Below are 14,491 nucleotides of genomic sequence, written 5' to 3' on the forward strand. Positions count from 1 at the left end.
GAGGGAGCCGGGGCACCGGGCGTTTGCCAGGGTGCGCGCGCCGCCCGACCTGGGGTCGGGGGCGTCACTCGGCGTCCAGGTCAGACCTCGAGAACCTGGCGGCCGTTGTAGGTGCCGCAGACGGAGCAGGCGGCGTGCGGCAGCTTCGGGGACTTGCACTGCGGGCACGCGACGGTCGCGACCACGGTCGCCTTCCAGTTCGCCCGGCGGGACCGGGTGTTGCTGCGCGACATCTTGCGCTTGGGGACGGCCACGGTTCTTACTCCTCTGTACGGGTCAGTTGCGACAGGCCCGCCCAACGCGGGTCGATCTGCTGGTGACTGTGGTCGGCCGGCAGATCGTCCCAGTGCGCCCCGCATTCGGGGCACAGTCCAGGGCAGTCCTCCCGGCAGAGCGGGTTGGTCGGCAGCGTGAGCACCAACGCGTCCCGCAGCGCCGGCTCCAGGTCGATCAGATCGCCCTGCATCCGGCCCACCTCGTCCTCGTCGGTCGTGGCGTCCGTGGTGCTGTTCTCGTACGCGTACAGCTCCTGGATCGTCACGGCCATCGATTCGTTGATCTCGCGCAGGCAACGCCCGCACTCGCCCCGGATGGGACCGGTGATGGTCCCGGAGACGAGCACACCCTCGGACACCGACTGCAACCTCAGATCGAGGTCAAGGTCCGCGCCCTCCGGCACGCCGATCAACTCCACACCGAGGTCCGTCGGTGCCGGCACGACCCGCTGGACCTCACGCAACGCGCCAGGGCGACGCGGCAGGTCCCTCGTGTCGAGGACCAGCGGCGACCTGGGGTCGAGTGTCGATGGCGAGTGCTTGGGCATAGTCAGACTCCGGCCGGTGAGAGGCCGACAAAAAAGGTTACCTGGGCGACCGCCGGACCGTCGAACCGGGGGGACGCCTGTGGCGAGAATGTCGGCTGGTGAAGTGCCGCTCAGAAGGGTAGCGGGCGTTCCGCCTCATCCCCACCGAAGGTGCCGATCTCCCGCAGCGCGTGCATCTTGTCGCGGCCCCGCTCTATCGAGGCGAGAGCCCGGGTGAGGAACTGTTCGAAGTTGGCCAGCGCGGTGTCGACGTAGTCGTCGACCTCCTCGCGCAGGCGCTGCGCCTCGGCGCGGGCCTCGGCGATGATCCGGGCGCCCTCGTGCTCGGCCGATACGGTGATCTCGTTCACGGAGACGAGGCGGGCGTGTTCTGCCTCACCCTCGCTGATGATCCGGTCCGCCTCGCGCTTGCCGGCGTCCATGATCTTGTCGCGCTCCTCCAGGAGCGCGGCGGCTCGACGCAGGTCGGCGGGGAGGTCGGCGCGCATCTCGTCCAGGGCGGCGATCATCTCGCCCCGGTCGACCATGCAGTTGTTGCGCGACATCGGGACGGAGCGCGCCTGCTCCACCATGGCGATCAGTTCGTCGATGCGATCGAGCGGGTCCACCGGTACCTCACTCCTGTCGTTCGTCGGCCGACCTCCATGATGCGGGCCACGGCCGGGTTCCTGCTCGACCAATCATGTCGTGCCCGCCCCACCGCCGCCCCACTCACCCCAACCCGGCGAGTCGCGACATGGTCACTCCCCGCCCCCCGCACTCCCTCCCCCGCGCCGACCTTGCGCTTTCGGTGGCGGCAAAGCAGCGCGAAAGGGGGCGAACCGGGAACGGTACGTGCGAGATCGGCCGGGTCAGGTCAGGGGCGGGGGGCCCAGGCGGGACTGGAGGGCCTCGCGGACCGGGTCCGGGACGTGGGCGGAGATGTCGCCGCCCCACTTGGCCACGTCCTTGACGAGGCTGGAGGAGAGGAACGAGTAGAGCGGGTTGGTCGGCATGAAGAGCGTCTCGACCCCGGCCAGCCCGATGTTCATCTGGGCCATCTGCAACTCGTAGTCGAAGTCGCTGACCGCCCGCAGCCCCTTGATCAGCACGCTCGCCTGCTGGGCGCGGCAGAAGTCGACGAGCAGCCCCCGGAAGGACTCGACCCGCACGTTGCCGTACGAGGCGGTCACCTCGCGGAGCATCTCGATCCGTTCTTCGACGGTGAACAGGCCGCTCTTCGACTGGTTGATCAGCACGCCGACGATCACCTCATCGAACAGCCGGCTCGCGCGGCCGATGATGTCGAGGTGTCCGTTGGTGACCGGGTCGAACGAGCCGGGACACACCGCACGTCTCATGATCGGCGACCGTACCAAAGGGTGGTCTCGCCGTACCGGCGACTGCGCTCGGGGGTGATCCCCTCCACCCACTCGAACTGCCTGGTGCGGCGGGACCGCTCCACCACCACCAGCGCGTCGGGCGCCAGCCAGCCGCCGTCGACAAGCGTCGTCAGCAGCGCGGTGATCTCCGCGTCCGGCACGGCGTAGGGCGGGTCGGCGAAGACCACGTCGTACGGCCCGCCGTCCGGGCCGGCGGCCAGCACGGTCGCCACCTTGCCGGCGACCAGCCGTACGGCCGGGCCGGCCCCCAGGGTCGCCACGTTCTCCCGGATCACCCGGGCCGCCCGCGGATCGGACTCGACCAGCAGGACGTGTCGGGCGCCCCGGGACAGCGCCTCCAGCCCGACCGCGCCGGATCCGGCGTACAGGTCGGCGAAGCGGGCGCCGTCGAGGTCGACCTCGGACTCGACGGCGCTGAACAGCGCCTCCCGGACCCGGTCGGACGTGGGTCGGGTGCCGGCGCCGGGCGGCGCGGCGATCCGCCGGCCACCGAGCGTCCCGGCCACGATCCGGGTCACCGTTTCCTCCTGCTCATGACCCCGACGCTACGCGACCCTTCGGGGCCGCTCTCGACACGGTCGGTACCGCCAGGAGAATCACGTGATCACTTCTCGTATATCAATGATCTCAAGTTCATAACATCAGTCTTAGCAAATCCTGAGCGCTGTATCACGCGCGGCGATATCGCTAGGGTCTGCCGGGTGCCGACGGCCAACCCGCCGGCCCACGGCTCGGGAGGGCGCCTCTCCGATCGGACGTGCAGCGACCGTCCACTGTCACTCTCGTGCCACACCCCCAACGCTTCAGCACTCCAGGAGTACCCGTGATCCGTCCCAAGCTGTCGCTCCGGCGACCGCTGGCCATCCTGGGAGCCGCCCTCGTCGGCCTCACCGGGGTCGCCGCGGTAGCCACCCCAGCCAGCGCACACCACAACACGATCACCGCCACCGCCAGCTGCGACCGGCAGACCGGTGAGCGCGTGATCACGTGGAAGGTGGTGAACAGCGAGGTCAACAAGGGCGCGACGCTCCGCAAGGTGACCGCCGAGCCGAACACCCCGGTGACCGTGACCATGGAGGACGGGAAGACCGTCCCGCTGCAGGGCTGGGTCACCCCCGAGGGCTCCTTCGTGCTGGCCACCCAGCGCGTGCCCGGCAACACCACCAGCGCCAAGCTGACGGTGGACGCCCGGTGGTACAAGGAGGGCAAGAAGACCGAGAAAAACATCAACGACGGCAGCATCAACCTGGCCGCCGACAACGCCTGCACGCCGGCGCCCAAGTGCGTCGAGCTCGACAAGGCCACGTACAGCCACACGTTCGACGGTCCGAAGGGCACCGCCACCGTCAAGCTCGACGGTGACCTGCCGCTCTGCGGCGACGGCAAGCAGTACTTCACGCTGGTGTCGTACTTCGCGCCCCGGCCGCAGTTCGCTACCCCGCAGTACGTGTACGGCACGCCGGACAGCGACTTCGTCAGCGCCAAGCAGACCGAGATCACGCTGAACGTCGAGATCCCGGACTGCCACACCCAGGTCGACCTCATCTGGGGCGGCGAGGACCAGGTCATCGACGAGATCGTCGACGGCGGCAAGCGCTACGACAACAAGAAGCTCGGTTCGCCGGGCGCCCCGGGCAACCGCTCCAAGGGCCCGCAGGGCTGGTACAACGGCGGCAGCAAGAGCTGCGCCACCCCGGCCTCGACCTTCGCGTCCAACTGCGACGGTTCGGTCGCCGTCTCGCTGAGCAACGACGGCAAGATCAGCAAGTACGCCGTCGAGTTCGAGGTCAAGGGCGAGAACGGCTTCACCAAGAAGGTCTCCGTCGCGCCGGGTAAGGCCGACAGCAGCATCGTGGTGCCCGCCGCCGACGCCGGCAAGATCGAGGTGCTGGTCGACGGCAAGGTCATCGAGAACGGGACGTACTCGTGGGCACGCCCCGAGGACTGCCCGCTGCCGGCCGTCACCACCAAGGCCGACTGCAAGGAGTTCGCCCTCACCGTGACCAACCCCAAGGGCGGCATGCCGGTCAAGGCGACGTTCACCTACGGCGACAAGACCGAGACCCGTACGGTCGCGGCGGACTCGTCGGAGACGGTGACCTTCAAGGTCGGCAAGTCCGAGACCGCTCTGGTCGCCCTGCCTGACCTGGACCTCGAGCTGCAGGCGGCCTACGCGCCGGAGGGCGACTGCGGTGGCTCGGGCGGCGGCGGCGAGGACGAGCCGGGCCTCCCGGTCACCGGTGCGGCGGCGGGCGGCATCGCCGCCGGCGCGATCGCCCTGCTGATCGCGGGCGCGGTGCTCTTCGTCATCGCCCGTCGGCGTCGGGTGACCTTCACCGCCTGACCTGACCTGCGCTGAAGCCCGAGGGCGCGTCGACCACCCGGGCGGCGCGCCCTCGGTCTGTGCAGGAGATCGGCTCGGAAACCAGAAAACCGGGGTGTCACCGTGGTCGGGACACCCCGGTTTCCGCGAAACCGGTCAGCGAGGAGCGCTCAGCCCTTCTCCAGGTACTCCGCGCGGTCCTCGTCGACGAGCGCGGCGACCGACGCGGCCAGCGCCGGGTTGCGGATCAGCTCCGGGTCCTCCTCGACCAGGGTGATCGCCTCGGCACGGGCGTCGCGGATCAGGTCGGCGTCGCGTCGCAGGGACAGCAGGCGCAGGTGCGAGCGGTGCCCGGACTGGGTGGCGCCCAGCACGTCACCCTCGCGGCGTTGCTCCAGATCCAGCTCGGCGAGCTTGAAGCCGTCGCTGGTGGACGCCACCGCGTCCAGCCGTTCCCGCGCCGACGAGCCCTCGGCGGCCTCGCTGACCAGCAGGCAGAGCCCGGCGGCGGCACCCCGGCCGACCCGACCACGCAGCTGGTGCAGTTGGGAGACACCGAAACGGTCGGCGTCCAGCACGATCATCACGGTGGCGTTCGGCACGTCGACGCCGACCTCGATCACGGTGGTCGCCACCAGCACGTCCAGGTCACCGGCCGCGAAGGAACGCATCACCGCGTCCTTCTCGTCGGCGGGCAGCCGACCGTGCAGGACCCCGATCCGCAGCCCGTGCAGCGGCCCCTCGGCCAGCAGCGGGGCCACCTCGGTCACGGCGAGGGGCGGCCGGCGGCCGTTGTCGTCCTCGGGTGGCGGCTCCTCGTCGGACGTCGGGCCGTCACCGATTCGCGGGCACACCACGTACGCCTGGTGGCCGGCGGCCACCTCCTCGCGCAGCCGGCGCCACGCCCGGTCGAGGAAGGCCGGCTTCTCGGCGGCCGGCACCACGTGCGAGGCGATCGGCGACCGGCCCCGGGGCAGCTGGGAGAGAGTGGACACCTCCAGGTCGCCGTAGACGGTCATCGCCACCGTGCGCGGGATCGGGGTGGCAGTCATCACCAGCGTGTGCGGCGGCTGGTCGGCCTTGGCGCGCAGCGCGTCGCGCTGCTCCACGCCGAAGCGGTGCTGCTCGTCGACCACCACGAGGCCCAGGTCGGCGAAGTCCACCCCCTCGTAGAGCAGCGCGTGGGTGCCGAGCACGATGCCGGCGTTGCCGCTGGCCACCTCGCCGAGCGCCCGTCGGCGGGCTGCCGCGCTTAGCGAGCCGGTGACCAGCTCCACCCGGGTCGCGTGCTCGGCGGAATCCAGCTCACCGGCCCGCCCGAGGGGCCCGAGCAGGTCGAGCATGCCCCGGTGGTGCTGCGCGGCCAGCACCTCGGTGGGGGCCAGCAACGCGGCCTGCCCGCCCGCGTCGACCACCTGGAGCATGGCCCGCAACGCCACCACCGTCTTGCCCGAGCCGACCTCGCCCTGCAACAACCGGTGCATCGGATGCGCGGCCGCCAGGTCGGTGGCGATCTCCACGCCGACCTCGCGCTGACCGGCCGTCAGCTCGTACGGCAGTCGGGCGTCGAAGGCGTCCAGCAGCCCACCCGTGCGTGGTGGGCGGGGCCGGGCCGGCCAGTCGGCGGCCCGGTGCTTGCGCTGCACCAGCGTCAGCTGGACGGCGAACGCCTCGTCCCACTTGAGTCGTCGCCGCGCCCGGTGCAGCGCCTCCTTGGTGGACGGCCGGTGGATCTCCCGCAGCGCGGGGCCCAGGTCGACGAGGTTGCGGCTGGCGCGGACGGAGGACGGCAGCGGATCCTCCGGCGGGGTGAACGTGTCCAGCACGACCCGTACGCAGCGGGCGATCACCCAGGTCGGGACGGCCGCCGCCGCCGGGTACACGGGGATCAGCGCGCCGGCGAACTCCTCGATCTCGTCGCTGACCGCCGCCTCGCCCTCGCCGCCCTCGCCGAGCAGCACGTACTCCGGGCCGTTGAGCTGGCGTTTGCTCCGGAACTCGGTGACCTTGCCGGCGAACAGCCCCCACCGGCCCGGACGCAGCTCCCGTTCGCGCCACGCCTGGTTGCCGAAGAACGTCAGCGTCAGCAGGCCGCCGGAGCCGTCGCCGACGGTCACCTCCAGCAGGTTGCCCCGGCGCTGGCGCATCGGCCGTACGGTGGTGCGCTGCACCTGGGCCAGCACGGTGACCTGCTCACCGACGTCCAGCGACCGGATGTCGGTGTGCTCGCCGCGCTCGTCGTAGCGACGCGGGAAGTGGTAGATCAGGTCCCCCGCGGTGTGCAGGTCGAGGTGGGCGGCCAACGCCTTGGCCGTCTTGTCCCCGACGAGCTTCTTCAACGGGGTGTCCACCGTGGCCGGCTCGCTCATTCGACCCCCACCAAAAGCGGATAGAACGGCTGGCCGCCCGGGTACGCCTGCACCTCGACGAACGGCCAGCGCCGCGCGACGTGCGCGCGGACGGCATCGGTGAGCCCGGCGGGGGCGTCCACCCCGGCCAGCAGGGTGACCAGCTCCCCGCCGCCGCCGAGCATCCGGTCGACCACTGCGGCGCAGGTGTCGGTGAGGTCGGTGCCGATCAGGTGCACCTCCCCCTCGACCAGCGCCAGCACGTCACCGGGGCGGCACGGGCCGGCGACCGTCAGCGCCTCCCGACTGGCGTGGCAGACCTCGGCGTAGCGGCAGGCGCCGGCCGCCTCGGCCATCGCGATCACGTCGTCCTCGAAGCGGCGGGTGCCGTCGCGGACCGCCAGGGCGGCGAGGGCCTGCACCGGCGAACGGGTCGGCACCACGCTCACCTTGATGCCGTGCCGGTGCGCCTCGCGGGCCGCCGCGCTCGCGACCGCCTCCGTGTTGGGGTCGTTGGGCAGCACCACCACCCGGGCCGCCCGGGTGCTGCGCACGGCGTCCAGCAGCTCACCCGTGGACGGGTTGCCGGGCACCACAGTCGCGCCCTCGGCGGCGAACAGCTCCGCGATCCCGCGGCCGGTGGCCACCACCACGGCGGCCCGACCGTCCTCGGTCGGGCCGGCCGACGGCTCCGGCTGGTCGGCGAAGCGGGTCACCGAGATCCGGTACGGGCGGCCGGCGGCGACCCCCGCCTCGACCGCCGCGCCCACGTCGTTGACGTGCACGTGCACGTTCCAGGTGCCGCCCGGCTCACGCCCGTCACCGACGACGACCAGCGAGTCACCCAGCGCCTCCAGGGTCCGGCGCAGCACGGCCACCGCGTCGGCGTGGGCGTCGAGCAGGAACTGCACCTCGTAGGCGTACTCCTCGGAGCCGGTCTCCCGCGCGACTGTGGCCGCCGGGCGGGCGGTGCGCGGCGGCGGCGCGAGCCCGGTGGCGCCCTCCCCGGTGAGCACCTCGACCAGGGCGTCGAGCAGGACGCAGAGCCCCCGCCCGCCCGCGTCGACGACCCCCGCGCGGGCCAGGGCCGGCAGCTGCTCGGGCGTACGGGCCAGGGCCTCGGCCGCCGCCCGCGCCGCGCCGCGGGCCACCGCGGGCAGGTCGTCGCCGCCCACCTGCTCGGCCCCGGTGGCGGCCGCGGCGACGACGGTGAGCAGGGTGCCCTCCACGGGACGGCCGACCGCCGTGTACGCGGCGGCGGTCGCGGCCCGCAGCGCGACGGCCAGGGCCTGCCCGCGCACCACCGGCACGGCCACGACGGCGTCGGCGAAGCCGCGCAGGATCTGCGAGAGGATGACCCCCGAGTTGCCCCGGGCGCCGAGCAGCGCGCCCTGTGCCATCAGCCGCAGCGCGTGCCCGTGGGCGGTGGGGCCGCTGTCGGGGAGGGTGTCCAGGTCCATCGACAGGGCCTGCTGGGCCGAGGTGAGGGTGAGCACCAGGTTGGTGCCGGTGTCACCGTCGGGCACCGGAAAGACGTTGAGCTCGTCGATCTCGCCCTGGTGGCGCTTGAGCGCGGCCAGCCCGCTCGCACACCAGCGGCGGACCGCGGCGGCGTCGAGGGTGTCCAGCACGGCCAGAAGCCTACTGTTGCGCACCGACACGCGTCGGACTCGTCCGGCGTGTCCGTCCGCGCCCGGTCCGACGGCGCTCCCGGGCCGGGTCGACGCCTCCGGTACGGTTGCCGCCGGGCCGGCCCACCGGCCCACCAGCAGGCCCGGGCCGGGCCGTGCACGACCGCCCGACCGGGCCGGTTGGCCGGGTCGGCGGGTCATCGGGTAACCTGACCAGGTTGCCCGGGCAGCGCCTGCCGGCGACCTCATGAACGTTTCAATCCCAGGAGTATCCCGTGGCTAGCGTGTGCGACGTCTGTGGCAAGGGACCGGGCTTCGGCCACAACGTGTCCCACTCGCACCGGCGGACCAACCGCCGCTGGAACCCGAACATCCAGTCGGTGCGTACCCCGGCCGGTGGCGGCAACACCAAGAAGTTGCAGGTCTGCACCTCGTGCATCAAGGCCGGCAAGGTCACCCGCGCCTGACGCGGCAGCACCAACTCTTCTCGTTCGGCTCAGCCGGCGGCCCCCTGCGGTCCGCCGGCTCTGTCGTGTCCGCCCCCGGGTGGGCGGCGACCGCTCAGAGCGTGCGGCCGAAGGAGAGGCAGCCCTCCGCGTCCTTGTAGAAGCCGAAGTTCGGGATCCGGTCATAACCGGCGGACACGTACATGGCGATCGCCTCGGGCTGTTTGTCACCGCACTCCAGGACCATCCGCTTGCGGCCCTGCTCGCGGGCCGAGCGCTCGACGGCCGCGAGGACCGTCCGCGCCACGCCGCGACCGCGGGCCGCCGGGGCGGTGTACATCCGCTTCAGCTCGGCGGTGTCCGCACCGTGGCTGCGCCAGCCACCGCAGCCGACCGGCTCACCGGCCAGGTAGGCGACGAGGAACGCGCCGTCCGGCGGCTCGAACTCGCTCGCGGCGACCGGGGTGTCGTCGCCGGTGCCTCCGTAGCGGGCACCGAGGTCGGCCAGCGCGGCCCGGATCAACTGCTGCGCCACCGGCGCGTCGAACCGCACCACTCGGATCTCGATCTCACTCACGGTGTTCAGGATACGGCTGGCGCGCGGCGTCACCGGAAGTGGTCCCAGCCCCGCGGCCCGTCGTAGGCGCCGCCGTCGACAGTCACTCCGGCACCCTCCGTGACCAGGCCGATGGGCCGCCACTCCGGCGGCAACGCCACCGTCGCGGGGAAGGTCGCGGCCAGCGCGTGGTCCTCGCCACCGGCCAAAATCCAGGTGTACGGGTCGACGCCGAGCGCCCGCGCGGCGTCGGCCATCTGCCGGGGCACCTCGAACGCGTCGCGGCGCACGTCGATCGCCACACCGCTGGCCTGCGCCACGTGCCCGAGATCGGCGAGGAGCCCGTCCGAGACGTCGATCATCGAGGTCGCGCCGAGCTGGGCGGCCTGCGGCCCGGCCGGGTAGGCGACCTGCGGCCGTCGGTACGCCTCGACCAGCAGCCGGGGGGTGCGAAAGCCCCGGGTGAGCACGGTCAGCCCGGCCGCCGCGTACCCGATGCGGCCGGCCAGGGCCAGCACGTCCCCGGGGCGGGCGCCGGAGCGCACCACGGGCGCCCGGCCGCCGAGGTCACCCAGCGCGGTGACCGCGATGGTCAGGGTGGGGCTCGCCGACATGTCCCCGCCGACCACGCTCGCGCCGACCGTGGCGGCCTCCGCGGCCAACCCGTCGGCCAGGCCCTCCGCCCAGCTCGTCTCCAGGTCGGCGGGCATGCAGAGGGCGACCAGCAGAGCGGTCGGGGTGGCGCCCATCGCCACGACGTCAGCCAGGTTGGCCGCCGCGGCCCGGTGACCGACGTCGCGCGCCGAGCACCAGTCCCGCCGGAAGTGCCGCCCGTCGACCAGCACGTCCGTGCAGGCGACCACCCGGCCGTCCGGCGCGGCCACCACCGCCGCGTCGTCACCCGGGCCGAGCAGGGTCGTCGGGCCCATCGCCAACCGGGCGGTGATCCGCCCGATCAGCCCGAACTCGCCGATCCCGGCCACGCTGGCGCCACCGCCGGCGTTCGGCCCGTACCGCCCGGCACCGCCGCGCTCGCTCACCGCTGCTCCTTGACCACCGATAGGGATCAGACCTGGTCCGTAAGGTAGTTTCACCCTTCGGGCCGCTCCCGGGCGGCGACGGACGGAGGTCGAGTCGTGGTACAGGCGTACATCCTCATCCAGACCGAGGTCGGCCGCGCACGTGACGTGGCGGGTCTCATCGCGGACATCGCCGGCGTGGTACGCGTCGACGCCGTCACCGGGCCGTACGACGTGGTCGTCCTCACCGAGGCGAACACCGTCGACGAGCTCGGCAAACTCATCGTCAGCAAGGTGCAGATGGTGCCCGGCATCACGCGCACCCTCACGTGTTCGGTGGTGCGGCTGTAAGTGGACGAGATGACGACCTCCTCGGCTGCTCTGGACGACGACGGGAAGCACGAGCCGGCTGACGGGACGCGTGAGCCGGCCGACGGGACGCCCGAGCCGGCTGACGGGACGCGTGAGCCGGTCGACGGGACGCCCGAGCCGGCTGACGGTATCCGCGACAGCGCCGACCCGGGCGCCGACGCGCCGGCCGGCCGGGACCGGACCATCCGGGGCGCCGCCCTGCTGGCCACGTTGATCGCGCTGCCGATCACGCTGCTGGTGGCCGTGCTGGCCTTCGCCAAGCTCGCCCCGGACACGCCCGCCGCCGCGCCGAGCCCCTCGGCGAGCACCGCACGGGCGCAGTCCACCGCTCCGGTCGAGATGGCCGCCCCGGCGCTGGCCGCGCGTCCGGCCACGGTCTGCCGCGCGCTGCTCTCCCAGCTGCCGCAGACCATCCGTGACCTGGCCCAGCGCCCGGTCACGGCGGGTCCGGAGCAGAACGCCGCGTACGGCGACCCCGCGCTCACCGTGGCCTGCGGGGGCGCCGAGCCGACCGTCCCGGCCACCGACGAGGTCTGGACGGTCAACCGGGTCTGCTGGCACCCCGTCGAGGAGACCGACGTGACCGTGCTCACCACTGTCGACCGGGAGACGCCGGTCACCGTTCGCATCCCACGCAGGTACGAGCAACCGCTGCAGTGGGTTTCGCCGATCTCCAGCGCGATCGTGGCGTCGGTGCCTTCGGGCGGCGCCATCCCCGCCGGCTGCCAGCGCTGATCCGCTGACGCGCGGCCCGTACGGCGGGCCGCGCGTCGGGGCCGGCTGCTCAGTGCAGGCCGACGCCGCGCCGCTGGGCGGTACGGATCAGCCGGTTGACCAGCTTGGGATACTCCAGGCCGGAGGCAGCCCACATCCGGGGGAACATCGACGTCGGGGTGAACCCGGGCATCGTGTTGATCTCGTTGAGGTAGACGTCCAGCTCGGGGGTGACGAAGAAGTCGGCCCGGGCCAGGCCGGCGCAGTCCAGCGCGGAGAACGCGCGGACGGCGTACTCCTGCACCTGGCGGGTCACCCGGTCCGGCAGGCCGGCCGGGATGTCGTACTCGCAGGAGTCGTCGAGGTACTTGGCCTCGAAGTCGTAGAAGTCGTGGTCGGCGACGACCCGCACCTCGGCCAGCACGGACGCCTCGGGGGCACCGCCTGCCTCGCCCTCCAGCACGCCGCACTCGATCTCGCGGCCGACGATCGCGGCCTCGATGATGACCTTCGGGTCGAACTGCCGGGCAGTGGCGACCGCAGTGTCCAGCTCGGCCCAGTCGGTGACACGGGTGATGCCGAACGACGAGCCGGCGCGGGACGGCTTGACGAAGACCGGCAGTCCGAGCCGCTCCTTGTCCTGCTCGCTCAGCGTCATCCCGTTACGCAGCACCGCGTACGTGCCGACCGGGATGCCCTCGACCGCGCAGAGCTTCTTGGTGAACTCCTTGTCCATGGCGGCGGCGGAGGCGAACACGTTCGCCCCCACATAGGGGATGCCGGCCATCTCCAGCATGCCCTGGATGGTGCCGTCCTCGCCGTACGTGCCGTGCAGGACCGGGAAGACCACGTCCACGTCGGCCAGCGCCCGGGGGCCCTCGGTCGGGTCGAGCACCATCAGCCCGTTCCCGGTCGGGTCGGCGCGCAGCACGATGTCCTCGCCGGACTCGGCGGTGATCTCCGGGAGCTGGCGGGCGTTGATGGCGAGCTGGGCGGGGTCCCCGCTGGTCAGCACCCACTGGCCGGCGCGGGTGATGCCCACCGGCACGACCTCGTACTCGTCCGGGTCGAGTGCGGCGAACACGCTGCCGGCGCTGACGCAGGAGATGCCGTGCTCCGGGCTGCGGCCGCCGAAGACGATCGCCACGCGGGTCTTGCCTGGGGTGGTCACTCCGGTCACCTCTTCGTACGCGACTGCGGCTGGTCGTGCTCGCCGGTGGCGCTCACCCGGTTGACCTTACTGTGCGTGGCGATCAGGCGCGGCGATACCCGGCGAGCCCCGAAGCGACACGGCAATCGGTCAACAGAGCATATACGGTGCGTGACGGAATGTTCGAGGCCGGTCAGTCCCCGGCGTGCCGGCGGCCGACCGCGATCACCTTCACCCGCTGCCGCCCGGCCCGCACCATGCCCAGCGCCATGAAGGCTCCGGCGATCCGGTCGGCGGCCTCCCTGCTGCTGGCGCCGACCACCTGGCGGCGGCGCTCGGGAGCGACGCGTTCGTTGCGGTCGATGCCCTCGACGGGACGCACGTCGGTGAGAACGACCAGAAAGCGGGTCATCGCCGACCCTCGCGCTGCGGGGCGAGAGACTTCGAACCGGTATGCACGTCGTCTCCTTCCGGCGGGCTGCAACGGACGGCACGCGACGATCGGGTACGGGGGAGAAACCCGATCGCCGCGCGCCCTATCCCCTCCGGTCGCTCACCACCACCGTCGCCACGACAACCGGCGGTGAGGACGCGATGACAGATTGACACGTCTACAGCCATGAATGCAACTCTCATCCACCTTCTCTCATGTACCCGTTCCCATAAATGTGTGCGACCATCGATGCATGGCCCCGAAGACCGCCCGCGCCCGCCGACTCGGCATCGCCCTGCGTCAATACCGGGAAGCCGCCGGGCTGACGCTGGAGACCGCCGCGGATGAGATCAACAGCACCCGCAGCACCCTCTCCCGCTACGAGAACGCCCAGACGCTGATCAACCCGGCCACCGTGCGCGCCCTGCTCACCTCGTACGGAGTGGGTTCCGAGGAGGTGGCCGCCGCGGTGCAGCTCGCCAAGGACGCCCGCAAGCCGGGCTGGTGGGTGTCGTACTCGTACCTGCTCGACCCACGCACCATCGACTTCATCGCCCTGGAGGCGGAGGCCACCGCCATCGCCAACTTCGAGCCCTCGGTGGTGCCCGGCCTGCTGCAGACCGCGGACTACATCCGCGGCGTGATGCGCGGCGGCCCGCACACCCTCGGCGACGAGCTGGTGGAGCAGCGGGTCAAGGTCCGACTCGACCGCCAGGTGCGGCTCACCGCCGACACTCCACCCATCCTCGACGCGATCATCGACGAGGGCGCGCTGCTGCGCCCGGTCGGTGACCAGTCGGTGATGAACGGCCAGCTACGGCACCTCGTCAAGATGGCCGAACTGCCGAACATCACCGTCCAGGTGATCCCGCTCTCCGCCGGTTACCACCGGGGCACCCGGGGCTCGCTGCACATCCTGGAGTTCGCCGACCCGGAGGACCCCATCATCGCGTCGGTGGAGACGGTCGCCGGTCAGATGATCCTCGACCGCGCGGGCGAGACGCGTACCTGCACCAAGATCATGGAGCATCTGCGCAGCGTGGCGCTCAGCCCGGCGGACAGCCGGGCGATGCTCCTGTCAGTCCTGAAGGGACGGTAGGACCGATGACACCGACGATCACAGCGGCGTTGGCCACGGCGGCGTGGCGCAAGAGCAGCCGCAGCGGCGATGAGGGCGCCTGCGTGGAGGTGGCCACGATCCCCCAGCTGGTGGCCGTCCGCGACTCCAAGGACCCGGCCGGTCCGGCCCTGCTGTTCCCCCCGGCGGCCTGGGCCGCCTTCGCCCAGGCCCCGC

General features: G+C 72.1%; 17 protein-coding genes. 6 read left to right on the top strand and 11 right to left on the bottom strand.

Translation table 11 applies throughout. The features are described 5' to 3' along the window. Positions 1-80: 80 nt before the first annotated feature. The 5 genes from rpmF to rsmD form a co-directional block, all read right to left on the bottom strand. Positions 81-254 (bottom strand): 50S ribosomal protein L32, encoded by a 174-nt coding sequence (gene rpmF, locus AB0J68_RS12355; RefSeq protein WP_030335284.1) that lies wholly within the window; start codon positions 252-254, stop codon positions 81-83. Positions 255-259: 5 nt separating this feature from the next. Beyond that, on the bottom strand, positions 260-823 hold the full coding sequence (locus AB0J68_RS12360; RefSeq protein ID WP_139587729.1) for a YceD family protein: 564 nt from the start codon (positions 821-823) through the stop codon (positions 260-262). A 110-nt stretch (positions 824-933) separates the two neighbouring features. Continuing rightward, positions 934-1,431 (bottom strand): hypothetical protein, encoded by a 498-nt coding sequence (locus AB0J68_RS12365; RefSeq protein ID WP_234590503.1) that lies wholly within the window; start codon positions 1,429-1,431, stop codon positions 934-936. A 243-nt stretch (positions 1,432-1,674) separates the two neighbouring features. Continuing rightward, complete coding sequence (coaD, locus tag AB0J68_RS12370) at positions 1,675-2,163, bottom strand: pantetheine-phosphate adenylyltransferase (RefSeq protein ID WP_354860053.1); 489 nt, start codon at positions 2,161-2,163, stop codon at positions 1,675-1,677. After that, positions 2,160-2,723: a 16S rRNA (guanine(966)-N(2))-methyltransferase RsmD gene (gene rsmD / locus AB0J68_RS12375; protein WP_363938230.1), complete on the bottom strand. Its 564-nt coding sequence runs from the start codon at positions 2,721-2,723 to the stop codon at positions 2,160-2,162. The genes coaD and rsmD overlap by 4 nt, the downstream gene beginning before the upstream one ends. A 305-nt stretch (positions 2,724-3,028) precedes the next feature. On the opposite strand from rsmD, the gene AB0J68_RS12380 reads away from it, so the two are divergent. Next, complete coding sequence (locus tag AB0J68_RS12380) at positions 3,029-4,549, top strand: cell wall anchor protein (RefSeq protein ID WP_363938233.1); 1,521 nt, start codon at positions 3,029-3,031, stop codon at positions 4,547-4,549. Positions 4,550-4,698: 149 nt separating this feature from the next. On the opposite strand, the gene recG is transcribed toward AB0J68_RS12380, so the two are convergent. Beyond that, positions 4,699-6,897 (bottom strand): ATP-dependent DNA helicase RecG, encoded by a 2,199-nt coding sequence (gene recG, locus AB0J68_RS12385; protein ID WP_363938235.1) that lies wholly within the window; start codon positions 6,895-6,897, stop codon positions 4,699-4,701. Continuing rightward, positions 6,894-8,507: a DAK2 domain-containing protein gene (locus AB0J68_RS12390; RefSeq protein ID WP_354860062.1), complete on the bottom strand. Its 1,614-nt coding sequence runs from the start codon at positions 8,505-8,507 to the stop codon at positions 6,894-6,896. The genes recG and AB0J68_RS12390 overlap by 4 nt, the downstream gene beginning before the upstream one ends. Positions 8,508-8,782: 275 nt before the next feature. Here AB0J68_RS12390 and rpmB point away from each other — a divergent pair, with 275 nt between their 5' ends. Further along, positions 8,783-8,974 (top strand): 50S ribosomal protein L28, encoded by a 192-nt coding sequence (rpmB, locus tag AB0J68_RS12395; protein WP_007456456.1) that lies wholly within the window; start codon positions 8,783-8,785, stop codon positions 8,972-8,974. A gap of 94 nt (positions 8,975-9,068) precedes the next feature. Here rpmB and AB0J68_RS12400 read toward each other — a convergent pair whose 3' ends face one another. Together AB0J68_RS12400 and AB0J68_RS12405 are read right to left on the bottom strand one after the other, a co-directional pair. Beyond that, on the bottom strand, positions 9,069-9,530 hold the full coding sequence (locus AB0J68_RS12400) for a GNAT family N-acetyltransferase (protein WP_354860064.1): 462 nt from the start codon (positions 9,528-9,530) through the stop codon (positions 9,069-9,071). Positions 9,531-9,559: 29 nt separating this feature from the next. Next, a complete protein-coding gene (locus tag AB0J68_RS12405) occupies positions 9,560-10,549 on the bottom strand; it encodes a thiamine-phosphate kinase (RefSeq protein ID WP_363938239.1) in 990 nt (329 codons plus the stop codon). Positions 10,550-10,645: 96 nt separating this feature from the next. On the opposite strand from AB0J68_RS12405, the gene AB0J68_RS12410 reads away from it, so the two are divergent. Together AB0J68_RS12410 and AB0J68_RS12415 are read left to right on the top strand one after the other, a co-directional pair. After that, complete coding sequence (locus AB0J68_RS12410) at positions 10,646-10,879, top strand: Lrp/AsnC ligand binding domain-containing protein (protein ID WP_007456453.1); 234 nt, start codon at positions 10,646-10,648, stop codon at positions 10,877-10,879. Further along, positions 10,880-11,635 carry a DUF3515 family protein gene (locus tag AB0J68_RS12415; RefSeq protein WP_363938242.1) on the top strand — a complete coding sequence of 252 codons (756 nt, stop codon included), beginning with the start codon at positions 10,880-10,882 and terminating at the stop codon, positions 11,633-11,635. 49 nt (positions 11,636-11,684) lie between these two features. Here the strand turns inward: AB0J68_RS12415 and AB0J68_RS12420 are convergent, their stop codons facing one another. Both AB0J68_RS12420 and AB0J68_RS12425 read right to left on the bottom strand, forming a co-directional pair. Next, positions 11,685-12,785, bottom strand: a complete 1,101-nt coding sequence (locus AB0J68_RS12420; RefSeq protein WP_363938245.1) for a D-alanine--D-alanine ligase family protein — start codon at positions 12,783-12,785, stop codon at positions 11,685-11,687. 172 nt (positions 12,786-12,957) lie between these two features. Beyond that, positions 12,958-13,176 (bottom strand): hypothetical protein, encoded by a 219-nt coding sequence (locus tag AB0J68_RS12425; protein ID WP_354860075.1) that lies wholly within the window; start codon positions 13,174-13,176, stop codon positions 12,958-12,960. Positions 13,177-13,450: 274 nt separating this feature from the next. Between AB0J68_RS12425 and AB0J68_RS12430 the strand changes: the two genes are divergently transcribed. Beyond that, entirely contained in the window at positions 13,451-14,296 is an 846-nt protein-coding gene (locus AB0J68_RS12430; protein ID WP_354860077.1) for a helix-turn-helix transcriptional regulator, read from the top strand. Positions 14,297-14,301: 5 nt separating this feature from the next. Then, the coding region (locus AB0J68_RS12435) for a DUF397 domain-containing protein (protein WP_363938248.1) at positions 14,302-14,491 on the top strand (190 nt) is incomplete at its 3' end.

The sequence above is a fragment of the Micromonospora sp. NPDC049580 genome (assembly GCF_040675595.1).
In the GTDB taxonomy this organism is placed as follows: domain Bacteria; phylum Actinomycetota; class Actinomycetes; order Mycobacteriales; family Micromonosporaceae; genus Micromonospora.

Bases quoted from the DNA above. Each gene is read 5' to 3' on its own strand.
- AB0J68_RS12360 (WP_139587729.1), bottom strand. From the start codon at position 823: ATGCCCAAGCACTCGCCATCGACACTCGACCCCAGGTCGCCGCTGGTC.
- coaD (WP_354860053.1), bottom strand. From the start codon at position 2,163: ATGAGACGTGCGGTGTGTCCCGGCTCGTTCGACCCGGTCACCAACGGA.
- recG (WP_363938235.1), bottom strand. From the start codon at position 6,897: ATGAGCGAGCCGGCCACGGTGGACACCCCGTTGAAGAAGCTCGTCGGG.
- AB0J68_RS12425 (WP_354860075.1), bottom strand. From the start codon at position 13,176: ATGACCCGCTTTCTGGTCGTTCTCACCGACGTGCGTCCCGTCGAGGGC.
- AB0J68_RS12430 (WP_354860077.1), top strand. From the start codon at position 13,451: ATGGCCCCGAAGACCGCCCGCGCCCGCCGACTCGGCATCGCCCTGCGT.